Annotated in this window: 21 protein-coding genes and 2 pseudogenes; 9 read left to right on the top strand and 14 right to left on the bottom strand. The window is 71.9% G+C overall.

Translation table 11 applies throughout. The features are described from left to right. Positions 1-4: 4 nt before the first annotated feature. From ABZZ74_RS15405 to ABZZ74_RS15375, 7 genes and pseudogenes are all read right to left on the bottom strand, one after another. Positions 5-781 (bottom strand): alpha/beta hydrolase, encoded by a 777-nt coding sequence (locus ABZZ74_RS15405; RefSeq protein ID WP_356764959.1) that lies wholly within the window; start codon positions 779-781, stop codon positions 5-7. After that, positions 778-1,217: pseudogene (locus tag ABZZ74_RS15400) on the bottom strand (hypothetical protein). Before ABZZ74_RS15400 ends, ABZZ74_RS15405 begins: the two are co-directional and overlap by 4 nt. 239 nt (positions 1,218-1,456) lie before the next feature. After that, complete coding sequence (locus tag ABZZ74_RS15395) at positions 1,457-2,407, bottom strand: VOC family protein (protein ID WP_356764957.1); 951 nt, start codon at positions 2,405-2,407, stop codon at positions 1,457-1,459. Beyond that, the gene (locus ABZZ74_RS15390) at positions 2,404-3,480 is read right to left on the bottom strand and encodes a 4-oxalomesaconate tautomerase (RefSeq protein WP_356765269.1); all 1,077 of its coding nucleotides are present in this window, start codon (positions 3,478-3,480) and stop codon (positions 2,404-2,406) included. The genes ABZZ74_RS15395 and ABZZ74_RS15390 overlap by 4 nt, the downstream gene beginning before the upstream one ends. A 23-nt stretch (positions 3,481-3,503) precedes the next feature. Next, a complete protein-coding gene (locus ABZZ74_RS15385; protein ID WP_356764955.1) occupies positions 3,504-4,208 on the bottom strand; it encodes a 4-carboxy-4-hydroxy-2-oxoadipate aldolase/oxaloacetate decarboxylase in 705 nt (234 codons plus the stop codon). Then, on the bottom strand, positions 4,205-4,954 hold the full coding sequence (locus ABZZ74_RS15380) for a PIG-L deacetylase family protein (RefSeq protein WP_356764953.1): 750 nt from the start codon (positions 4,952-4,954) through the stop codon (positions 4,205-4,207). The genes ABZZ74_RS15385 and ABZZ74_RS15380 overlap by 4 nt, the downstream gene beginning before the upstream one ends. 43 nt (positions 4,955-4,997) lie before the next feature. After that, positions 4,998-5,648, bottom strand: coding sequence for a GntR family transcriptional regulator (locus ABZZ74_RS15375; RefSeq protein WP_356764951.1), 651 nt, complete (start codon positions 5,646-5,648; stop codon positions 4,998-5,000). A gap of 203 nt (positions 5,649-5,851) precedes the next feature. Here ABZZ74_RS15375 and ABZZ74_RS15370 point away from each other — a divergent pair, with 203 nt between their 5' ends. Both ABZZ74_RS15370 and ABZZ74_RS15365 read left to right on the top strand, forming a co-directional pair. Then, positions 5,852-6,889, top strand: a complete 1,038-nt coding sequence (locus ABZZ74_RS15370) for a zinc-binding dehydrogenase (RefSeq protein ID WP_356764949.1) — start codon at positions 5,852-5,854, stop codon at positions 6,887-6,889. A 492-nt stretch (positions 6,890-7,381) separates the two neighbouring features. Continuing rightward, the gene (locus ABZZ74_RS15365; protein WP_356764947.1) at positions 7,382-8,857 is read left to right on the top strand and encodes an MFS transporter; all 1,476 of its coding nucleotides are present in this window, start codon (positions 7,382-7,384) and stop codon (positions 8,855-8,857) included. 243 nt (positions 8,858-9,100) lie between these two features. Here ABZZ74_RS15365 and ABZZ74_RS15360 read toward each other — a convergent pair whose 3' ends face one another. Both ABZZ74_RS15360 and ABZZ74_RS15355 read right to left on the bottom strand, forming a co-directional pair. Further along, positions 9,101-9,697 (bottom strand): hypothetical protein, encoded by a 597-nt coding sequence (locus ABZZ74_RS15360; protein ID WP_356764945.1) that lies wholly within the window; start codon positions 9,695-9,697, stop codon positions 9,101-9,103. A 26-nt stretch (positions 9,698-9,723) separates the two neighbouring features. Further along, positions 9,724-10,236 (bottom strand): hypothetical protein, encoded by a 513-nt coding sequence (locus ABZZ74_RS15355; protein WP_356764943.1) that lies wholly within the window; start codon positions 10,234-10,236, stop codon positions 9,724-9,726. A gap of 122 nt (positions 10,237-10,358) precedes the next feature. Between ABZZ74_RS15355 and ABZZ74_RS15350 the strand changes: the two genes are divergently transcribed. Continuing rightward, positions 10,359-10,703 (top strand): cupin domain-containing protein, encoded by a 345-nt coding sequence (locus ABZZ74_RS15350; RefSeq protein ID WP_356764941.1) that lies wholly within the window; start codon positions 10,359-10,361, stop codon positions 10,701-10,703. Here ABZZ74_RS15350 and ABZZ74_RS15345 read toward each other — a convergent pair. Together ABZZ74_RS15345 and ABZZ74_RS15340 are read right to left on the bottom strand one after the other, a co-directional pair. After that, entirely contained in the window at positions 10,693-11,295 is a 603-nt protein-coding gene (locus ABZZ74_RS15345) for a poly-gamma-glutamate hydrolase family protein (RefSeq protein WP_356764939.1), read from the bottom strand. The genes ABZZ74_RS15350 and ABZZ74_RS15345 overlap by 11 nt on opposite strands. Positions 11,296-11,303: 8 nt before the next feature. Further along, positions 11,304-12,335 (bottom strand): LacI family DNA-binding transcriptional regulator, encoded by a 1,032-nt coding sequence (locus ABZZ74_RS15340; protein WP_356764937.1) that lies wholly within the window; start codon positions 12,333-12,335, stop codon positions 11,304-11,306. Between the two features lie 117 nt (positions 12,336-12,452). Between ABZZ74_RS15340 and ABZZ74_RS15335 the strand changes: the two genes are divergently transcribed. From ABZZ74_RS15335 to ABZZ74_RS15310, 6 genes are all read left to right on the top strand, one after another. After that, positions 12,453-13,619, top strand: a complete 1,167-nt coding sequence (locus tag ABZZ74_RS15335) for a phytanoyl-CoA dioxygenase family protein (protein ID WP_356764935.1) — start codon at positions 12,453-12,455, stop codon at positions 13,617-13,619. A 17-nt stretch (positions 13,620-13,636) separates the two neighbouring features. After that, positions 13,637-14,413 carry an SDR family oxidoreductase gene (locus tag ABZZ74_RS15330; RefSeq protein WP_356764933.1) on the top strand — a complete coding sequence of 259 codons (777 nt, stop codon included), beginning with the start codon at positions 13,637-13,639 and terminating at the stop codon, positions 14,411-14,413. A gap of 77 nt (positions 14,414-14,490) precedes the next feature. Next, entirely contained in the window at positions 14,491-15,495 is a 1,005-nt protein-coding gene (locus tag ABZZ74_RS15325; protein ID WP_356764931.1) for a Gfo/Idh/MocA family oxidoreductase, read from the top strand. Positions 15,496-15,618: 123 nt separating this feature from the next. Next, on the top strand, positions 15,619-16,911 hold the full coding sequence (locus ABZZ74_RS15320; protein ID WP_356764929.1) for an FAD-dependent oxidoreductase: 1,293 nt from the start codon (positions 15,619-15,621) through the stop codon (positions 16,909-16,911). 34 nt (positions 16,912-16,945) lie between these two features. Continuing rightward, positions 16,946-17,968 carry a Gfo/Idh/MocA family oxidoreductase gene (locus ABZZ74_RS15315; protein ID WP_356764928.1) on the top strand — a complete coding sequence of 341 codons (1,023 nt, stop codon included), beginning with the start codon at positions 16,946-16,948 and terminating at the stop codon, positions 17,966-17,968. A 1-nt stretch (position 17,969) separates the two neighbouring features. Beyond that, a complete protein-coding gene (locus ABZZ74_RS15310) occupies positions 17,970-18,413 on the top strand; it encodes a GNAT family N-acetyltransferase (protein ID WP_356764926.1) in 444 nt (147 codons plus the stop codon). Here the strand turns inward: ABZZ74_RS15310 and ABZZ74_RS15305 are convergent. The 3 genes and pseudogenes from ABZZ74_RS15305 to ABZZ74_RS15295 all read right to left on the bottom strand — a co-directional run. After that, positions 18,394-19,431, bottom strand: a complete 1,038-nt coding sequence (locus tag ABZZ74_RS15305) for a Gfo/Idh/MocA family oxidoreductase (RefSeq protein ID WP_356764924.1) — start codon at positions 19,429-19,431, stop codon at positions 18,394-18,396. The genes ABZZ74_RS15310 and ABZZ74_RS15305 overlap by 20 nt on opposite strands. 18 nt (positions 19,432-19,449) lie before the next feature. Further along, complete coding sequence (locus ABZZ74_RS15300) at positions 19,450-20,352, bottom strand: sugar phosphate isomerase/epimerase (protein ID WP_356764922.1); 903 nt, start codon at positions 20,350-20,352, stop codon at positions 19,450-19,452. 1 nt (position 20,353) lies between these two features. Further along, positions 20,354-20,481, bottom strand: a pseudogene (locus tag ABZZ74_RS15295) (sugar ABC transporter ATP-binding protein); the annotation flags it as partial.

Raw genomic sequence — 20,481 nt, 5'->3', positions numbered from 1 at the left:
CGGGTCAGGCCGCCGCCTCCGCGATGACGGCGGCGACCCGCTCGGGCTGCTGGACCACGAGCATGTGGCCGGCGTCCGGCACGGTGACCATCCGCACGTGCGGGCAGGCCTCCAGCTCTCTCCGCTCCTCGTCGGTCAGACCGATCTCGTCGCGGTCGCCGCGCACGACCCACGCCGGGACCGCGGCCTCGCACAGCCGTGGGACCAGTGCCGGATGGCGGCCCAGGTACTCGTAGTAGCGCCGTACGATCCGGCGGCAGACGGCGGGATCGTTGGCGGCCACGTCCGCGAGCAGTTCCTCGGCCCGGTGTGGGGGCAGTTCCCGTTTCATCGCCTTGGGCATCAGTTTGAGCATGCCCGTCCAGGAGGCCGGCCCGAGCAGCGGCACGCGGCCCACCGCGTTCAGCACCGTGAGGAACGTCGCCTCGTCCGCACGCGAGAAGGTCGGCGACAGCAGGACCAGCGGCCCCTTGAACCGTCCGGCCGCGGCCATCTCGATCGCCACGTTCGCCCCGAGACTGTGCCCGACGACGACGTCACAGTCATTGTCGGCCGCGAATCGTGCCATCAGCTCCGCGTAGTACTCCATGCTGACGTCCCCGGGCGCCCGCGTCCCGGCGAATCCCGGCATGGTCACGGCGACCATGCCCAGCCCGGCGAGCGCGGGTTGGGCCATCACATCGGCGTAGAACCCGGTCGAGCTCAGCCCGCCCGGGATCATCAGCACCCGGTGCACCGCATCGTCGGGCCCGGCCCGCCGTACGTCCCATCGCTCCCTCATACCCCGAGCGTGACTCCCCCGACGCCCTCCCGCATCCCGTGTGGCCCGCCGGCCGGCACTACGCGGCCCAGCCCGATGTCGAACCCGAGGACCGGCCGGCCGCGAGATCCCTCCGCCTCCATCAGCACCGGCTTGCGTAACCGCCGTCCGATCGCCCGCGGAAAGCCGCACAGCACGTCGAGCCGCGTCCACCGGCCAGACCACCCGGAGCTCGGGGCGTTCGACGCCGGGGGGCCGGGACACTACCGCGGCGGCACGGGGCACGGGGCACGGGCAGCATCGCCGCCCCTTCGAGGTACTCGTGCTTCGAGCCGCTCTCCCGCACCAGGTCGAGGACCGCCTGCCAGTCGCCCGGCGACGCGTCCGGCACCCGGACGTCCGGCAGCGAACCCACCAGGTCCGGGTCGAAGAAGTCGGCCACCTCGGACCACAGCAGATCGGCCGCGTTCTCGCGGCGGCCGGCGTCGTGCCTGTGCCTCTGCGGTGGTCAGTGGGTGGCGAGAAGTTGGTGGTCGGTGGTTGCGTCACACAGCCGGTCATCAGCTTCTTGCGGCCGATCCGGTCCGCGACCGTGCCCGCGGACCACCCCGGGTGAGTCAACTGTTTTGTCAATGATCTCATCGACAGTTCAGTCGACGGTGTTCTCGGAGTGGCTCCGCGCCCGGCCGGGGCGGCTCAGCCGACCGGCGGTGTGCCGTGCGTGTGGAACGACTCGATGGTCCGCAGCCCCCAGGCCTGCCCCTTCTTCCGCTCCTCCTCGGTCCAGGTGATCAGCGGCCAGTCGGGCGCGAGCACGAGACGGGTGAGCGGGTTGCACAGCTCGATCCGGTTGCCGCCGGGCTCGTAGACGTAGAGGAAGAACGTCTGCTGGATGGCGTGCTTGTGCGGTCCCGTCTCGATGAACACGCCCGTGTCGATGGCGAGATCGGCGGCGCGCAGGATGTCCTCGCGGGTGTCGGTCGCGAAGGCGATGTGGTGCAGCCGGCCGGTGGAGCCGGTCCAGTCCTCGGTGTAGACGACGTCGTACGACTTGTTGCCGAAGGTCAGCCAACGGGCCGCGATCCGGCCCGAGTCGAGCTGGATCTGCTCGGTGGGGCGGGCGCCCAGGAGGTGTTCCTGGAACTCGGCGTTGGCGAGAACGTCGGCGGCGAGGAAGTTGACGTGGTCCAGGCGGCGCACCCCCACACCCCGGTTGGGCTTGGCCTGCGGCTGGTTCTTCAGCGCCGGTTTCAGCTCGTCGGGGGCCCGGTAGTGCTCGCTCTCCCAGTACAGCGCGTGCTCGTGTCCGTCCGGGTCGGTTGTCACGTACAGCTTCCCGAGTCCGGGTTCGTCCTCGACCCAGGTGCCGCTGCCGCCCGCCGCCTCGATCGCCTCGACACGGCGGTGCAGGGCCTCCTCGCTGGAGGAGCGCAGGGCGAGACGGCCGAGGCCGGGCTGTTCGCGGGCGGTGAGGACGAGGCTGTGGTGCTCGTAGTCGTCGAAGGTCCGCAGACGGACCGTGTCGCCCTCCTCGCCGTTGACGGTGAGGCCGAGGTAGTCGGTGAAGAAGGCGACGCTGGCGTCCAGGTCGGGGGTGAAGAGCTGGGCGTGGCCGATGTGGGCGATGTCGCCGAGCGGCGGAGTCATCGCTGACCTCCTTGGCGGTGCGGGGGGATCGGTGCCGTCCCGGCGGAGCGAGGGAAGACGGTGCCGTCGAAGATCTTGCGCGCGGTACGGACCACGGCGGTGCGCCCGGCGCGGGGCGCCCCGTCGGCGGTCGTGTCGAGGCTGCTCTCTATGTCGAGGAATCCCGTGGGGTGTTCGATGCGGACCCGGTCGCCGCCCGTGTCGACGTCGGCCACCTCCGCGCCCACGCCGCCCTCGATCCGCAGCCCGGCGGCCACGCTCGCGGCGCCGAGCACGCCGATGGAGGTGTGGCAGCGGACCGGGATGAAGGTCCGGGTGGTCACCGCGCCGCCGTCCCGGGGCGGGGCGAGCAGCGTCAGCTTGGGCACGGTGGTCTCGGAGACGTCGCCGAGGCCCATCAACCGGCCTGCTTCCAGGCGGATCTCCCGCAGCCGGTCGGCCAGAACGACGTCCTCCTCCAGGTCCTTGGGCGTCTCGTAGCCGGTGACCTTGAGGGAGGAGGCCGCGACGAGCACCGTCGGCATGCCGTTGTCCACGCAGGTGACGGGCACTCCGGCGACCTCGTCGCGGACGTTGCCCGTGGGCAGCAACGGCCCTGCCCCAGCCGGGAACTCGATGACGACCGGTGCGGCCGTCCCCGGCACGCCGGAGATCTCGGCGCCCCCCGTGTAGTCGACCCGTCCGCCCGGGGTCGGGAAGGTCGCCGTCGCGCGGTCGCCGGAGTTGACCATGCGGATACGCACGGAGGTCTCCCGCTCCCCCGCCGGGACGAGCCCGCGCTCGACGGCGAACGGGCCGATGCCGGCGAGGATGTTCCCGCAGTTCTGGCGGTCGCTCACCTGCGGCCTGTCGACGACGACTTGAAGGAAGAGGTAGTCGACGTCCGCCTCCGGGTCGACGGAGGGCGAGACGACGGCGACCTTGCTGGTGAGCGGGTGCGCGCCGCCCAGGCCGTCGATCTGCCGCTCGTCCGGACTGCCCATGATCCGCAGCAACAGGGCGTCCCGCTCGGCGGGTTCCGCGGGCAGGTCGCCCGCGAGGAAGTAGGCGCCCTTGGAGGTGCCGCCGCGCATCAGCAGACAGGGCACCCCGTCACTCACGGCCGCTCCCCCTCGTACTCCTCGAACGTGCGGTATTCAACGCCCAGTTGGCTGAGCTTCTCGCGCAGGCCGTAGCGGTCCAGGCCGAGTTGGCCGTCGAGGAAGGCGGCGCGCGAGGCGGCCTCCTTGGTCTCGCGAGCCTCGGACCTCTCGACGGTCTCACGGGCACGTTCACGGGGGACGACGACCACGCCGTCGTCGTCGGCGAGGATCACATCGCCCGGGCGCACGACCTGTCCGTCGATGGCGACGGGGACGTTGACCGATCCCCCGGTGGCCTTGACGGTGCCCTGCGCGGAGACGGCCCGGGCCCAGGCGGCGAAGCCCATCTCGCGCAGCTCCTGGGTGTCCCGGATCCCGGCGTTGATGACCAGCCCGCGCACTCCGCGCCGATGCAGGGCGGTGGCGAACAGCTCGCCGAACATGCCGTCCGTGGACGGCGAGGTGGTGGTGACGACGAGGAGGTCGCCCTCGCCGCACTGCTCCACCGCCGCGTGGATCATGAGGTTGTCGCCGGGCCAGCTCAGCACGGTGACGGCGGTGCCGGCCACCCGTACGCCCTGCTGGACGGGGCGGATGTCCGGCCCCAGCAGGCCGGTACGGCCCATCGCCTCGCTGACGGTGGCCACCCCGAACCCGGCCAGCGCCTCGACGTCCTTCGCGTCCGCCTTCGGGGGGTTGGTGACGATCACGCCGCTCATGCCAGCTCCTTCGCGATCTGCGGGAACGGCCGCATGAACGCCTCGGCCATGGTGGTGTGCGCCAGGCCCAGGTTCGGGCCGGCGTTGCGCTTGAGCTGGACGCCCCGGCGCACGGCGAGGTCGGTGTAGTAGTCCCACAGGTGCTGCTGGGCGCCCAGGCACTCCATCGCCCGGCGCTTGGTGTCCCACACCTCGGTGATGTCGAGCAGGACCTCCGGCCGGAAACCGCTCATCTCGGGCTGGTGCGGCTCGAAGTAGAAGACCGGCGGGGCGCCGATGATGTCGCCCTCGGCCGGGTAACCGATGGCCTGCGCCAGGATGCGAGCCTCGAGGGCCATGCGGTTGGCGGCCGGGTGATCACCGTTGTAGGGGTCCTCGGTCGGGTGGGTGAGCACGACGTCGGGCTGGACCTCGCGGTAGACGGCGACGAGCCGGTCGGTCAGCTCGGCCGAGGCGATCAGCGGGTAGTCGCCGGCGTCGAAGAAGCGGACCTCGGCACCGAGCACGGCGGCCGCCTGCTCCGCCTCCTGGCGGCGTATCGCCTTGATCTCCTCCAGCTTCCTGCCCTCGCGCCACGCCTTGGCCGACTCACCGCGCTCGCCGAAGGTCAGACAGGCGATGGTGACCTTCTCGCCGCGGGCGGCGGCCAGAGCGATGGCGCCGCCCGCCCGCCACACGAAGTCCCCGGCATGCGCGGTGACGACGAGGGTGGAACGTGGACGGGCGGGCGCGTTGGCCTGGGTCATGGGTCGAACTCCCCTTTTCCGGTGTGCGCCCGCCGTCGCACGTTCAGTCGCGCAGCGCCTCGATCACGCTGGTGAGGTGCGCGCGGACGGCCGCCTCGGCCGCCTGCGGGTCCCTGGTCCTGATCGCCTCGATCATCGCCAGATGCTCCTTCAGGGAGTGCTGCGGACGGCCCGGCCGCAGCGCCAACTGGAAACGGTGACGCACCAGTTGGGCGTTGAGCCGCTCCAGCAGGTCGACGGCGGTGCGCTGGCCGGAGAACTCGCGCACCTTGGCGTGCAGTTCCTGGTTGAGCTCGGAGTAGGTCACCGGCTCACCGTCGGCCACGGCCTTGGTCATCGCCGTGCCCAGCTCGGTCAGCTCGGCGAGCTGCTCGTCGCTGGCCACGACGGCGGCCTTGGCCGCGCACAGTCCTTCCAGGACCATGCGGCACTCGGTGATGGCGACCGCCTCCTCGACGGTCACCACCCGCACCCGCGAGCCGCGGTTACGGATCCGCTCGACGAGGCCCTGGGCCTCGAGATCGATGAGTGCGGCGCGGATGCTGGCCCGTGTCACACCGAACTGCTCGGCGAGCTCGTTCTCCACCAGTCGCTGTGCCGGTGCCATCTCGCCGTGCGCGATCGCCTGCCGCAGCTGCGCGAGCGCATGCTGTTTGGCCTGCTCCCCGGTGCTCGGACGGGCTTTGTTCGGCATCGCTGCCCTCCCTGAGTGAGTGCGTGTCGAACCTAAATTTAGTGAGACAGAATTGTCAACAATTTTGTACGCCGTATTGCGGGCAAGTATACGTCCCGCTTTAGTTGCTTGACTTAAGTAATGCAAGGTGCTTGCCTAAGTCAAGTAAGCCAGTGATGCTCGGCGACCCCCTCCGGCGCACCCCATAGAAAGCGAGCCTTCCCATGGCCACGATGAAGTCCGTCAAGACCGGCGCCCAGAACCACATCAACCTGGTGGACGTCGAACGTCCCGTGCCGGGCCCCAAGGACGTGCTGGTCAGAATCCGTGCCTGCGGGATCTGCGGCACCGACACCTTCTTCCTGCACATCGGTGGCATGCCGGCCGGCACCGACGGCTCGATGCGGTCGATCCCGCTCGGGCACGAGCCGGCCGGTGAGATCGTCGAGGTCGGCGCCGAGGTGACCGATCTCAAGGTCGGCGACCGGGTGGTGGTCAACCCGCAGGGCGTGCCCTCGGGGATCATCGGCTGCGGTGGCGAGCACGGCGCGATGAGCGAGTACCTGCTGCTGGAGGACGCCGAGATGGGCAAGACGGTCGCCGTCTTCCCGGACACCGTGCCCTTCGACGTGGCCGCGCTGAACGAGCCGATGGCCGTCGCCCGGCACTGCGTCAACCGCTCCGAGGCGCGGCCCGCCGACAAGGTCGTCGTCTTCGGCGCCGGGCCCATCGGCCTGGGCGCGACCATCTGGCTCAAGCTGCGCGGCGTCCAGCACGTGGTCGTCGCCGACGTCATCCCCGAACGGCTGGAGACCGCGCTCGCCGTCGGCGCCGACGCGGTCATCGACTCCGCCACCGAGGACGTCACCGCCCGCCTGACCGAACTGCACGGCGAGGCCGCCAACGCCCTGGGCCAGCCGCGGGCCGGCACCGACATCTACATCGACGCCGCCGGAGTGGCCGCCGTCTTCAAAGCCACTGTCGACGCCGCCAAATGGGGAGCGAAGCTCGTCATGGTCGCCGTGCAGAAGAAGGGGGCGGACATCGATCTCGGCGGCATGCTGCGCAGCGAGCTGACGCTCATCGCATCCCAGGGGTACCCGACGGAGATCTTCGAGGTGACGCCGGAGATCGTCGAGCATCACGAGCGGTTCGCGAAGCTGATCAGTCACCGGGTGCCGTTCGCGGAGGCGGAGCGGGCGTTCGAGCTCGCGATGACGCCGGGCGCGGCGGAGAAGGTCGTCGTCACGTTCGACGCGTGACACCTACCGGCGCGCGTCGAACGAGGAATGCTTTGCCGCCGGCGGTATCGCGGTGCTGGTCGCCGTGGCGCTGATCGGCGGGCCGACGGGAGAGCCGCCGCCGCTCGAACTGCTCGGGCCCGCCTGGCCAAGCTCCGGTCGGACGCCGTCGTACGGCAGTTGCCGTGGCGGCCGGAGGAGGCCGCGCGGATCGCCGCCGAACCGTCCGGGACCGGCGAGTCGGCCATACGCGAACTCCGGTCCATCGCGGGCCTGTTGCGCCGGGCCGACGACGCGGACGGTCCGGGGACTCCCGGTGTCGCACAACTGCCCTGGCTTGCAGCCTCGTTCGGGAACGCCGGGCTCTCCGTCACGGTCACGACGGAGGGTGAGCCGTGGCCGCTGTCGGCTGGCGCGGATGTCGTCCACGGGGCCGTCCATTCGCTTGCTTGACTCAATCAATCCTTCTATGCTTGCGTAAATCAAGCAATAACCTCGTCCGGAGGCCCTGCCATGTCCGACGCCCTGACCCGAACCGCCGACGCGGGGACATCCGCCCCGCCGAAGCCGAACGTCGTGGTGGCGGTCCTGGCTCTGGCCGGCATCGTCGTCTCGCTGATGCAGACCCTGGTCATCCCGATCGTTCCCGAGCTGCCCACCCTGCTGCACGCCTCGGCGTCCAACACCGCCTGGGCCGTCACCGCCACCCTGCTGGCCGCCGCCGTGGCCACCCCGGTCGTGGGGCGGCTCGGCGACATGATCGGCAAGCGGCGCATGCTGGTGGTCAGCATCCTGCTGCTGGTCTCCGGCTCCGTGGTCTGCGCCCTCGCCGACTCGCTGGTCCCGATGATCGTCGGCCGTACCCTGCAGGGCCTCGCCGCGGCCGTGGTTCCGCTGGGCATCAGCATCATGCGGGACGCGCTGCCGGCCGACCGGCTGGCGGGTTCCACCGCGCTGATGAGCGCCTCGCTCGGTGTCGGTGGCGCGCTGGGGCTGCCGACAGCCGCGTTCATCGCCGACAGGTGGGACTGGCACATCCTGTTCTGGGCCTCGTCCGCGCTGGGTGCCGTCGCCCTCGTGCTGGTGCTGCTGATCGTGCCCGAGTCCACGGTGCGTACCGGGGGCCGCTTCGATCTGGTCGGCTCGCTGGGACTGTCCGCCGGTCTGGTCTCGCTGCTGCTGGCCGTGTCCAAGGGCGGTGACTGGCGCTGGGCCTCCGGCATCACGCTGGGTCTGGGCGCCGCGGCCGTGGTGATCCTGGTCGGCTGGGGCTTCTACGAGCTCAGGGCCACCCACCCGCTGGTCGACCTGCGGACCACCGCCAAGCCCCAGGTGCTCTTCACGAACCTGGCCTCCGTCGCCCTCGGCTTCTCGATGTTCGCGATGTCCCTGGTGCTGCCGCAGCTGCTGCAGCTGCCCACCCGGACGGGCTACGGGCTCGGCAGGTCCATGCTGACGGTCGGCCTGGTGCTCGCCCCGCAGGGCCTGGTCATGATGGCCATGTCCGCCGTATCCGCGGCCGTCACCAGGGCCAAGGGCCCCAAGGTCACCCTGATGATCGGCGCGCTGATCGTGGCCGCCGGTTACGGCCTGAACATCGTCCTGATGAGCGAGGTCTGGCACCTCATCCTGGTCTCCTGCGTCATCGGCGCCGGCGTCGGCTTCACCTACGGCGCGCTGCCCGCCCTGATCATGGGCGCGGTGGACCCGTCGCAGACCGGTGCCGCCAACAGCCTGAACACGCTGATGCGTTCGCTGGGAACCAGCTTCGCCAGCGCCCTCGCCGGCGTGATCCTGGCCCAGATGACCACCGACTTCGGCGGGCACGCCCTTCCCTCGGAGAACGGCTTCAAGGTCGTCATGGCCATCGGCGCCGGCGCCGCCCTGCTCGCCTTCCTCGTCGCCGCCCTCATCCCCCGCCGGCAGCCGGCGGCGCCGACGGCGGCCGAGGCGGACGAGCAGACCGAGGCCGCGACCACCAAGGCCTGACCTCACGTCAATCTCCGCGCCCACGGCCGCCGTTCCGCTCACCGGGACGGCGGCCCTCCGGCTTGTCAGATGTCGGCGGCCGAGGGCAAGTCGGCTTCCGTCAGGCCGAGTTCGGCGAGGGAGAAACGCGTCACGCCGAACTCCCGCACCGCACAAGGATCGTCCGTCCGGGTGAAGTCCTGGACGACGCTCAGCTTGACGCCCTACATGGCGTCCCGGCGGACCCGGTCGCGGGTGCCCCGGTCAGCCGAACCAGACGACCAGCCGTACCTGCTCGTCGCCGCACTCGGCCGCGAGGCCCCGCATGGCGCTCCACACCTGGGACCAGCATCCCTCGTTCGGCGGCGCGAGCATCCGGGCCGTGAGCAGGACCGGCCGGTACACCGCGTCGTTCAGCCTCACCTGGCCACCGGGCGGCCACTCGGCGGGGGCGAGCAACAGGTCTCCCCCGCCGAAGGTCCTGGCCGCCGCCTCGCGCAGGCCGGGAGTCACCCGTACCACCTCGTCGCCCTCCGGGCCGCGTCTGAGTGCCCGGTTCCAGGCGGGCCGGGCGGCGAGCGGCGCGTCCCAGTCCACGGCGCGGACCTCGGCCCAGGTGGCGTAGGTGTGGCTGTACTGGTAGTCGCCGACCGCCGCCTCCCGCACCTCCTCCGAGAGGTCGTCCGGGATCCCGCGCTCGGCGAAGAGGGGGCGCTCCACGTCGCCCGTTCCGCGCACGCCGAACAGGCACTCCCAGGCGTCGTAGTCCCGCGGAGGCCTGAGGTCCAGCAGATCGGCCTCGATCTGCCAGCGTCCGTCTGCCGATCTGCTCTCGATGGCGCCGTCGATGTCCGTCCCCACGGGGGAGGACCTTACAGTGAAGTGGGTCACTTGATGACGGCATTGGCGACCACGACGACCACGCCCAGCAAGGCGTCCCCCACGCCGGTGAGGGCCGACACCGGCCAGGAGCGGCGCGACCAGCGGGCGGTGACCAGGCCGAGGGTGAACAGCAGCACGATGTTCAGCACGAACGCCGCGTACTCGACGCCCTTCGGCGGCCACCAGCCCCAGCCGGCGCCCGCGAGCAGCAGCACCGTCGGGAGGACGGCCGTGACCAGCGGCCATTCCTCGGCGAGGGTGCGCACGGCGTCCCAGCGGCGGTGCGGTTCGCGTTCGGCGATGTAGTGGGCGTAGCCGTGCGCGAGGGCGGAGGCCAGCGCGGTCACCAGCAGCCACAGGGCGTCGTAGCGGCGGCTGGCGCGGGAGCTGTGGCCGTACTGGGAGAGGGCCGCGACCATGGAGCAGGCCAGGACGGAGCCGTAGACGCCGCCGAACAGGACGGTCTCGCGGGTGTCGTGCCGGTGCGGCCCGGAGGCGGCCGCCGTGCTCTGCGCCATGCCCTCCACGATCACCCGGTGCCGTGCGGCTCGCCAGTCGCGACGATGTGTCCTTTCACCTGGGCGGATACCGCACACACTGTCCACGGCCCGACGTCCCCGGGGCTCGCTAGGGTCGCCGCATGACCCACAGTTTCGTCGTGAACGTCCCGGACGCCGAGCTCGAACCCGAGCCCTTCGACCCGGAGCAGATCGTGTCCGGAACGCCGGAGGTGACCGGGAAGGTCGTCTGGGAGTCGGCGGACGGCCGGCAGCTCCGCGGGATCTGGCAGATCACCCCCGGCGTGGTCACCGACACCGAGGCGGACGAACTGTTCGTGGTGGTCAGCGGCTCGGCGACCATCGAGGTCGAGGACGGGCCGACGCTGACGGTGGGGCCCGGGGACATGGCCGTCCTGCGCGCGGGCGACCGGACGAGGTGGACCGTGCACGAGACGTTGCGCAAGGCGTACGCCATCACTCTGTGAGCATCCGTACGCCCTTGACAAGGGCGTCCACGACGTGATGCGGAGGCGTGTCGGGGACCGCCGGGTCCCAGCCGCCGGAGCGCACGGTCCGGGCGGAGAGCGGGAGTTCGACCTGGACGCCGCCCCGGCGGGTCAGGTTCACCGGATTGCGGGCGTGCAGCCCGCGCAGCGAGCGCGGGATCTCGTCGAGGTCGGTGACCGGGTCGAACTCCGGTCGCAGGGCGCTCAGCCCGGAGGCGAGCAGCCGCGCCGCGGGCCGGTTGCCGCCGCCGAGGAAGACCGAGCGGGGCGTCGCCGGGCGCCTGTGGCCGTGCAGGGAGACCGTGACCGAGACGTGGTCCAGGAAGCTCCTGAGGAGCGCGCAGTGCTCCACCGCCATGCGCGGGGAGGGGATGTGCACCGGCCGGCGCGTGCCGGGCTGGGTGAAGACCAGGCTGGTGGCGCCGCAGCGGCCCGCGACCGACCGCGCGAGCTCGGCCGTACCGCCCTCGTTGCTGCCGTGCAGGGCGAGCAGTCCGATCTCGCCGCCCGGCGTCAGGGTGGCGAGCAGCCGGACTCCCTCGATCTCCACCTCTTCGGTCGCTGCGGTCACGCGCGGCCTCAACTCGTCGCCTGCGGGGGCATGTTGTACGGGGTGACCACCTGGATCGCGGACGGCAGGGTGGGTCCGGCGGGCGGCAGGGCGTCATGGGCGCGCATGACGATGTGGCAGGCCTCGCGCATGTCCTGGCGCAGGTCGTGGTGGAGGACGGCGGAGAGGCGGTGCTCGCGCAGCAGGCGGGTGTTGTCGTGGTCGAGGTCGTGTGCGACGAAGACGGCGCACTCGCGGCCCAGGTCCTCGAAGGCGCGCAGGGTGGCGATGTTGCCGCCGCCGATGGAGTAGACGGCCCGGATGTCCGGGTCGCGTTCCAGGGCGGCCCGTACGAGGTCGTACTGGGTGGCGTCCAGGCCCTGGCCCTCGGCGATCTCGACCAGCGCGCGCTCGGGGTGACGGGCGCGCATCACGCTGCGGAAGCCCATCTCGCGCTCCTCCTCGTTGCGGAAGAAGCCGCTGCTGAGGCTGGTGAGGACGTTGCCGGGCCGGTCGCCGAGCCACTGGCCCATCAGGTACGCGGCGGTCGCGCCGGCCGCCCGGTTGTCGATGCCGACATAGCCGAGGCGGGCGGTCGCGGGCAGGTCGGTGACGAGCGTGACGACGGGGATGCCGGCCTCGGCGAGGCGGGCGACGGCGGCGGTGATCTCGGGGACGTCCGGTGCCTTGAGGATCACGCCCTGCGAGCCGCGCCGGGCGATCCGGTCCAGGATCCGCGTCAGCTCCGCCACCGGGCCGGTCTCGCGGAAGTGGAAGCGGGAGCGCACGACCGCCGGGTGCAGCGAGGGCAGTTCGGCCTCCAGGGCGGCGCGCACGGCGGTGGAGAACCGCTCCGGGGTCTGCATCACTATGTCGATCATGAAGGTGCGGCCGAGCAGCCTGACCTGGGTGCGCTGGCGGTCCAGGTCGGCGATGGCCTGCCGGACCTCCCGCACGGTGGACTCGCGCACCCCGCCCCGGGCGTTGAGGACCCGGTCCACCGTCGCCTCGCTCAGGCCCGCCTGACGTGCGATCTCCCGGATCGGGAAGGGATGGCCCATGCGGTGACTCCTCGGGTCTCCTTGAGGGGTTTTTGATGGCAGCCTGCAGGTTGTTCGACGGGTTTGTGCTGACAAGAATGGCAGCGCTGAGTCGCCCCTGTCACCGAGAGGACGCAGATGTCCTTCACCGCCGTACACCGCCGTGCCTGGCTGTCCGAGCAGGACTGCGACCTCGACTCCTTCCGCGCGCTGGTCGAGCGGACGGCCGATCCCGCGGACTATCCGCACGCCTCCGGGGTGGAGCGGAACGTCCTGCTGTACGACGCCGGGCGCCTCGGTGCGGCCCGGGACCGCCGGGACATCCAGGAGGAGCTGGTCAGGGCGCTCACCGACGGCCCCGGCGTCGTGGTGTTCCGGGGGGCGTTCCCCGACGGGGCGGTGGTCGACCGGCTCACCGAGGTGTTCGACGCGCTGATCCGCGAGCAGTACGCGGCGGGCGCGACGGCCGGCGACCACTTCGCCAAGCCCGGCGCGAACGAGCGGGTGTGGAACGCGCTGGAGAAGGCGGCCCTCTACGACCCGGCGGCGTTCGCCGACTACTACGCCAACCCCGTGCTCGCCCTGGTCTCGGAGGCCTGGCTGGGCCCCGGCTATCAGGTGACCTCGCAGGTCAACGTGGTCAACCCGGGCGGTCTCGCGCAGACCGCGCACCGCGACTACCACCTCGGCTTCCTCTCCGACGAGGCCGCCGCGGCGTATCCGGCGCAGGTGCACCGCCTCTCCCCCGTGCTCACCCTGCAGGGCGCGGTCGCGCACCGCGACATGCCGGTCGAGTCGGGGCCGACGCTGTACCTGCCCTTCTCGCAGACGTACGAGCCGGGCTACCTGGCCTGGCGGCGGCCGGAGTTCCAGGCGTACTTCAAGGAGCACCACGTCCAGCTCCCGCTCGCCAAGGGCGACGCCGCCTTCTTCAACCCGGCGCTGTTCCACGCCGCCGGCACCAACCGCACCACGGACGTACGGCGCATGGCCAACCTGCTCCAGGTGTCCTCGGCCTTCGGACGCGCGATGGAGACCGTGGACCGGGAGGCGGTGACCAACGCCGTCTACCCGGTGCTGCTGCGGCGCAAGGCGGACGGCGCCGACACGGCCTGGCTGGAGAACGTGATCGCCGCGAGCGCCGAGGGCTACCCCTTCCCCACCAACCTCGACAGCGACCCGCCGGTAGACGGCCTCGCCCCGCCCTCGCAGGCGGACGTCGTACGCCAGGCGCTGAGCCTGGGCTGGACCCCGCGGACCCTGCGGGACGCGCTCCGGGCCGGCGCCGAGCGGCGCACGAGCTGAAAGGACACCGGACACTCATGGGACTTCTCGACGACAAGGTCGTCCTCGTCAACGGCGGCAGCCAGGGCGTGGGCGCCGCCATCGCGCGGGCCGCCGTGCGCGAGGGGGCGGTGGTGGCCGTCACCGGCCGGCGGCCGGAGCCCGGCGAGGCGCTGGTCGCCGAGCTGACGGGCGCCGGCGGCAAGGCGATGTTCGTGCGCGCCGACCTCGCGGACGCCGGGCAGGCCAAGGCCGCCGTGGAGGACGTGGTCGCCGCGTACGGGCGGATCGACTGCCTGGTCAACTCCGCGGGACTCACCTCCCGGGGCACGCTCCTCGACACCACGCCGGAGTTGTTCGACCAGCACATCGCGATCAACCTGAAGGCGCCGTTCTTCGCCATGCAGGCCGCCGTCGCGGACATGGTCGCCCGCAAGGCGCCCGGCACGGTCGTCAACATCATCACCTCCTCGGCGCACGGCGGGCAGCCCTTCCTCGCCCCGTACGTCGCCGCCAAGGCCGGTCTGATCGGCCTGACCCGCAACGCCGCCCACGCCCACCGCTTCGACCGGGTGCGCATCAACGGCCTGAACATCGGCTGGACGGCGACCGAGGGCGAGGACGCCACGCAGAAGGCCTTCCACGGCGCCGGCGACGACTGGCGCGAGCAGGCCGCGGCCAGGCTGCCGATGGGCAAGCTGGGCCAGCCCGACGAGATCGCCGACTTCGTGGTCTTCCTGCTGTCGGACCGCTCGGGCGTGGTGACCGGATCGGTGATCGACTGGGACCAGAACGTCCTCGGCGGCCTCGACTGACCCCCCTCTCCGCCCACGACAACCGCTCACCGACCTCCCCTCCGCTCGCAAGAACCGTTCAAGGAGCTGCAACCGTCATGCGTATCGGCATTCTCGGCCTCGGCCGTATCGGCGCCTTCCACGCCGAGACCCTCTCCGGGCTCGACGTGGTCGAGTCGCTCGTCCTCAGCGACCCGTTCGCGGACGCCGCCAAGTCCGCCGCGGAGCGGTTCGGCGGCGAGGTCGTGGACTCGCCGGAGGCCCTGCTGGCCGCTGGTGTCGACGGCATCGTGGTCGCGGCCGCGACGGACGCCCACCCCGGGCTGATCCTGGCCGGCGTCGAGGCCGGCATCCCCGTTTTCTGCGAGAAGCCGGTGGCCAGGACGATGGCCGAGGGCGTGCGGGTGCTCAAGGCGGTCGAGGGCACGGACGTGCCGATCCAGATCGGCTACAACCGCCGCTTCGACGCCGGTTTCGTCGCCGCCCGCGCGGCCGTGCGCAGCGGTGAGCTGGGCACCCTGCACACCGTGCGCTCGACCACCCTGGACCCGGCGCCGCCGCCGGCCGCCTACATCGCCGCCTCCGGCGGCATCTTCCGCGACTGCAGCGTGCACGACTTCGACATCATCCGCTGGGTGACCGGCCGCGAGGTCGTCGAGGTGTACGCCGTCGGCGGCAACCGGGGTGCCGAGTACATCAAGGAGGCGGGCGACGCCGACACCACCGGCGCGATTCTCACCCTCGACGACGGCACCATCTGCGTGGTGTCCAACTCCCGCCACAACGCCCGGGGTTACGACGTCCGCATGGAGATCCACGGCTTCAAGGACTCCATCGCGGTGGGCCTGGAGGACAAGCTCCCGCTGCGCTCGGTCGAGCCCGGCGTGACCTTCCCGGCGGGCACCCCGCACGACTTCTTCATGGACCGCTTCACCGAGGCCTACCGCGCCGAACTCACCGCGTTCACCGAGGTCGTGGCCGGGAGGATCTCCTCGCCGTGCACGATCGCGGACGCCCTGGAGGCCGGCTGGATCGCCGACGCCTGCACGCTGTCCCTGCACGAGCACCGCCCGGTGACGATCGCCGAGGTCCGCGCCGGCTGACGGGCACCGGCCCGGCTTCGCCGTTCCGGGTGCCGACCGGCGTCAGGCACCCGGAACACCATCACGTCTCTCCACGTATGAGCAAGGGATGGATCACGTCCCGCCTACCGAGGAGCGACGACCATGAACGCCGGCCAGAAGCCGATGTCCCCGCCGTACGAAGGCACCGCCCGGCACCGCAGCGCGGTGGTCGTCGGCGCCGGACCGAGCGGCCTCGCGATCGCCCGGGAACTGGAGCGCGCCGGGCACCGCGTGACCGTGCTGGAGGAACAGGACACCGTGGCCGGCAAGTGCCGCAGCGTCGACGTCGACGGGCACGCCTACGACCTCGGCGGCCACATCTGCACCCCCATGTACGAGCGGACCGCGGAGCTGGTGGCCGAGCTGGACGTCGAGACCGAGCGCACCAGCCGCTACCGCGTCCTCGACGCCGAGGGCCGCGAGGCCGCCCGGCAGGCCATGGCGTTCCTGCGCGACGACGCCCTCCCGCGCTACCGTGCCCTGCGCGCACGGGAGTTCCCGCACATCGCCGAACCCGGGCTCGCCCACTCCGCCCGGGCCCTGGCCGCCCCGGTCGGCGCATGGCTGGCCGAGCACGGACTGGAGTCGATGGCCGAGTCGTTCGGCACCGGGTACACGGCCGCCGGGTACGGCTATCTCGACGACGCCGTGCCGGCGCTGTACTTCGTCAAGTACGCCGAGATGACCGGCCTGTTGTCCCCCAGGCCCCAACTCCTGGGCCACGCAGGTGCGTTCACCGTCGTGGGCGGGTTCGGCGCGCTGTGGCGCCGGGTCGCCGACGAGCTGAAGGACGTGCGGTGCGGGGCGCGCGTGCTGTCGGTCGAGCGGCACGCCGAGGGGGTACGGGTGCACACCGACTCCGGGCCGGTGTCGGCGGACGCGCTGGTGCTGGCCGTCCCGCTGGACCGGATCCTGCCGGTCCTGGACGCCACCGAGGAGGAGCGCGACCTCGCCGGACGCGTCCGCTTCAACGCCTACCACACCACCCTCGCCTCCGCCCCGGGCCTGCCCGAGGACGCCTTCTACTTCCTCGGCCGGCACACCGCGAGCCGCGAGGCGACGGGGCACTGCGTCTCGTACCACCACCGCTACCCGGGCAGCGATGTGCGGACCTTCTACTCCTACGGCCGTCCCGAGGACGTCTCCGCGCTGCTGCGCGAGGACGTCGCCGCCCTCGGCGGGCGGCTGGAGCAGGTGCATCTGCGGCGCGCGTGGGCGTTCATGCCGCACTTCGCCGGCGCCGACCTCGCCGACGGAGCCCTGGACCGGCTGGAGGCGCTGCAGGGCCGGGCGAACACGTACCACGTCGGCGGTCTGCCCGCCTTCGAGCTGATCGAGTCCACCGTGGCCCACGCCCAGGACCTCGCCCGCCGGCACTTCCCACCGGCACACTGAACCCGCAGCAACCGATCAAGGAGGCACACCCGTCATGAGCGAAGCGGTCGCGGAACCCCTGCGCATCGGCGTCCTGGGCGCCGCGCGGATCACCGAGCGCGCCCTGATCGACCCGGCCCGCGCCGCCGGGCACCGCCTCGTCGCGGTGGCCGCCCGCGACCGGTCCCGCGCCGAGGCCTTCGCCGCCGAGCACGGCGTGGAGCGGGTCGTGGACTCCTACGCCGACCTGCTCGCGGACCCCGAGGTCGAGGTCGTCTACAACCCGCTCGCCAACGGCCTGCACGGCCCGTGGAACCTCGCCGCCCTCGCGGCCGGCAAGCACGTCCTGAGCGAGAAGCCGTCGGCGAGCAACGCCGAGGAGGCCACCGCGGTGCGGGAGGCGGCGGCGAAGGCCGGCACGGTGTTCATGGAGGCCTTCCACTACCTCTTCCACCCCGTCACCCGGCGCCTGCACGAGATCGTGGAGAGCGGCGAGATCGGCGAGCTGCGCCGGGTGGAGACGCTGGTCGCGATCCCCGCTCCCCCGGACACCGACCCCCGCTGGTCCCTCGCCCTCGCGGGCGGCGCCGTGATGGACCTGGGCTGCTACAGCCTGCACGCCGTGCGGATGCTGGCCCCCTGGGCGGGCGGCGCCCCGCGCCTGGTCTCCGCGCGGGGCGGCGAACGGGCGGGGGCGCCGGGCGTCGACGAGTGGCTGGACGCCGAGCTGGAGTTCCCGAACGGGGCGACCAGCTCGGCCCGCTGTCACATGGCGTTCGACGAGCTGGAGATGAGCTGCCGGATCATCGGCACCGAGGGCGAGGTGAGCGCCCCGAACTTCGTGCTGCCGCAGCTGGACGACCGGGTCGTGGTCCGTACGGCGCGGGGCGAGCGGACGGAGCGGCTGGGCACCCGGTCCTCGTACACGTACCAGCTGGAGGCGTTCGCGGCGCGGGTGCGCGGTGGTGCCCCGCTGCCGTTGGGTCCGCAGGACGCGGTGGCGACGATGACGCTGATCGACGCCTGCTACCGGGCGGCGGGGTTCGAGCCGCGGCCGCGCACCGTGATCGGCGGCTGAGATGGGTGCCGTCATCACGCCCGCCCGGATCACCGACATCCAGGAGGTGCTGGCGGATCACGCCCGCTACTGGGGCGGGCGTGACCTGCGGGCGCTCCATCTGCTGCCGCTGGTGCACGAGTTCGGGGAGACCTGTCTGGTGGCCCGCTCGGACGAGGGCGTCCTCGGCTATCTGATCGGCTTCGTCACGCCCAGCGGCACGGGGTACGTGCATCTGGTCGCCACGCGGGACGACGCCCGGGGGACGGGGCTGGGGCGCGCGTTGTACGACGCGTTCGCCGAGGCCGCGGGGCGACAGGGCGCGGTGCGGCTGAAGGCGATCACGTCGGTGGGCAACGAGGGCTCGATCGCCTTCCACCGCAGCCTGGGTTTCGGCGTGCGCGTCGAGGAGGAGTACAACGGGCCCGGTCAGCCGCGGGTCGTGTTCACCCGAGCGCTCGGCTGACCCGGTACAGCGGCGGCCGTTCCACCAGTTCCACGGGCACCCGGCCGCCGTCCTCCAGGGACCGTACGCCCGCCTCGCACACGGCCGCGACGGCGTAGCCGTCCCACACGCCGGGACCGGTGACCTCTCCGCGGCGGGTGGCGTCGACCCAGGCCTGGACCTCGCGGTCGTAGGCGTCGGCGAAGCGTTCGACGAAGTCCTGGGCGATGGTGCCGCCCCAGCGGCCGGCCATGTTGGTGACCAGGGCGTGACCGTCGCCGACGCGGGCGGTGCCGCGTTCGCAGACCATCTCGGCCTGGACCTGGTAACCGAAGCCGCAGTTGACGAAGATCTCGACGTCGACGACGGCGCCGCCGTCGGTCTCGAACACCACGAACTGCGGGTCCTGCACCGCGTCCGGGGCGTTCGCGGAGGGGGTGGGTCGCAGCACCGTGACCGAGGTGATCTCCTGGTCCAGGAGCCAGCGGGTCACGTCCATCTCGTGCACCACGGAGTCGTTGATCAGCATCTCGCTGGTCCAGCCGGGCGGGCTGGCGACGTTGCGGTGCCGGTTGTGCAGCATCAGCGGCCGGCCCAACTGCCCCGTCTCCAGAAGGGCCTTGAGCCGCTGGTACTCGGCGTCGTAGCGCCGCATGAAGCCGACCTGGACCCGGCGGTGGCCGAGGCGCTGCTCGGCCTCCATGACGCGCAGGGCGGAGGCCGTGTCCGGGGTGAGGGGCTTCTCGCACAGCACGGGCAGATCGCGCTCGAGCGCCGCGAGCAGGGCCGCCTCGTGGGCGGGTCCCGGGGAGGCGATGAGCACGGCGTCGACGTCGGCCGCCGCCATCGCCGCGGCCGGGTCGGTGTGGGCGGTGCAGCCGTCGACGCGGGCGGCGACGGCCTTGGCGCGTTCCGCGTCGACGTCCGCGACCGCACTCACCCGGGCCCCGCTGGTGACCTCCTGGATACGGCGGACATGGTCGGCGCCCATCTTCCCGGTGCCGATGACGGCGACGCGCAGCGTTTCGTGCCGGGCCATGGTCGTCCCTCCGGGTGGTCAGGCGCCGCAGGACCTCAGGAACGTGCGGGTGCGCACCGCGATGGGCAGTGGCTTGTCCGGCTCGCACGGATACATGTCCTGCTCGACGATGGCGAACAGCTCCACGCCGAGCTTCTGCGCCGCCTCCAGCACCGGCCCCAACTCCGGTACGCCGGAGGGCGGTTCGCACATCACACCGCGCGCCACGGCGGGCCCGAACGGGGTGCCCTCGGCCTGTACCCCGGCGAGGATCTCCGGGTCGACCTGCTTGAGGTGCAGATAGCCGATCCGCTCGCCGTAGGTCTCGATCAGCTTGACGCTGTCGCCGCCGCAGTAGGCGTAGTGCCCGGTGTCCAGGCAGAGGTTGACCAGCTCGGAGTCGGTCGAGTCGAGGAAGCGCTCGACGTGGTCCTCGGTGTCGACGTGGGTGTCGGCGTGCGGGTGTACGACGATGTCGAGACCGTAGGCCTCCTTCACCTCGTACCCGAGCCGCTCCATGCCCTTGGTCAGGTACGCCCACTGCTCGCCGGTCAGCTCCGGCGGTTCGAGGATCTCGGCGGTCTTGTCGTCCCGCCAGAAGGACGGGATGACGACCAGGTGCCGGGCGCCCATCGCCTGGGTGAGCGCGGCGACATGGCTGACGTGCTCCCAGGTGGCGTCCCAGACGGAGGGGCCGCGGTGCAGGCCGGTGAAGACGGTGCCGGCCGACACCTTCAGGTCCCGCTTGGCGATCTCCTCGGTGAGCCGGGCCGGGTCGGTCGGCAGATAGCCGTACGGCCCCAGCTCGATCCACGGGTAGCCGGCCTCGGCGACCTCGTCCAGGAAGCGTTCCCAGGGCACCTGTCGCGGGTCGTCCGGGAACCAGACACCCCAGGAGTCGGGGGCCGAGCCGACCCGGATGCGGTCCAGGGCGCCGGCCATGTCAGGCCTTCCCTTCCGGACCCGCCGCGACGGGTGCGGTGAGGTCCGCCGCTTCGGGGAGTTCCTCGACGTCGACGCCGCGGACCTGGCTGAGTTCGTGTTTGAGGGCGGCGAGTTCGGCGCCGCCGG

This window comes from Streptomyces sp. NPDC006476, assembly GCF_040612015.1.
In the GTDB taxonomy this organism is placed as follows: domain Bacteria; phylum Actinomycetota; class Actinomycetes; order Streptomycetales; family Streptomycetaceae; genus Streptomyces; species Streptomyces griseorubiginosus_B.
This window is presented reverse-complemented; position numbering and strand designations above follow the sequence as displayed.

Bases quoted from the DNA above. Each gene is read 5' to 3' on its own strand.
- ABZZ74_RS15330 (WP_356764933.1), top strand. From the start codon at position 13,637: ATGGGACTTCTCGACGACAAGGTCGTCCTCGTCAACGGCGGCAGCCAG.
- ABZZ74_RS15340 (WP_356764937.1), bottom strand. From the start codon at position 12,335: ATGGGCCATCCCTTCCCGATCCGGGAGATCGCACGTCAGGCGGGCCTG.
- ABZZ74_RS15375 (WP_356764951.1), bottom strand. From the start codon at position 5,648: ATGCCGAACAAAGCCCGTCCGAGCACCGGGGAGCAGGCCAAACAGCAT.
- ABZZ74_RS15380 (WP_356764953.1), bottom strand. From the start codon at position 4,954: ATGACCCAGGCCAACGCGCCCGCCCGTCCACGTTCCACCCTCGTCGTC.
- ABZZ74_RS15390 (WP_356765269.1), bottom strand. From the start codon at position 3,480: ATGCGCGGCGGCACCTCCAAGGGCGCCTACTTCCTCGCGGGCGACCTG.
- ABZZ74_RS15310 (WP_356764926.1), top strand. From the start codon at position 17,970: ATGGGTGCCGTCATCACGCCCGCCCGGATCACCGACATCCAGGAGGTG.
- ABZZ74_RS15335 (WP_356764935.1), top strand. From the start codon at position 12,453: ATGTCCTTCACCGCCGTACACCGCCGTGCCTGGCTGTCCGAGCAGGAC.
- ABZZ74_RS15395 (WP_356764957.1), bottom strand. From the start codon at position 2,407: ATGACTCCGCCGCTCGGCGACATCGCCCACATCGGCCACGCCCAGCTC.
- ABZZ74_RS15315 (WP_356764928.1), top strand. From the start codon at position 16,946: ATGAGCGAAGCGGTCGCGGAACCCCTGCGCATCGGCGTCCTGGGCGCC.
- ABZZ74_RS15320 (WP_356764929.1), top strand. From the start codon at position 15,619: ATGAACGCCGGCCAGAAGCCGATGTCCCCGCCGTACGAAGGCACCGCC.
- ABZZ74_RS15355 (WP_356764943.1), bottom strand. From the start codon at position 10,236: ATGGCGCAGAGCACGGCGGCCGCCTCCGGGCCGCACCGGCACGACACC.
- ABZZ74_RS15305 (WP_356764924.1), bottom strand. From the start codon at position 19,431: ATGGCCCGGCACGAAACGCTGCGCGTCGCCGTCATCGGCACCGGGAAG.
- ABZZ74_RS15385 (WP_356764955.1), bottom strand. From the start codon at position 4,208: ATGAGCGGCGTGATCGTCACCAACCCCCCGAAGGCGGACGCGAAGGAC.
- ABZZ74_RS15325 (WP_356764931.1), top strand. From the start codon at position 14,491: ATGCGTATCGGCATTCTCGGCCTCGGCCGTATCGGCGCCTTCCACGCC.
- ABZZ74_RS15300 (WP_356764922.1), bottom strand. From the start codon at position 20,352: ATGGCCGGCGCCCTGGACCGCATCCGGGTCGGCTCGGCCCCCGACTCC.
- ABZZ74_RS15365 (WP_356764947.1), top strand. From the start codon at position 7,382: ATGTCCGACGCCCTGACCCGAACCGCCGACGCGGGGACATCCGCCCCG.
- ABZZ74_RS15405 (WP_356764959.1), bottom strand. From the start codon at position 781: ATGAGGGAGCGATGGGACGTACGGCGGGCCGGGCCCGACGATGCGGTG.
- ABZZ74_RS15350 (WP_356764941.1), top strand. From the start codon at position 10,359: ATGACCCACAGTTTCGTCGTGAACGTCCCGGACGCCGAGCTCGAACCC.
- ABZZ74_RS15370 (WP_356764949.1), top strand. From the start codon at position 5,852: ATGGCCACGATGAAGTCCGTCAAGACCGGCGCCCAGAACCACATCAAC.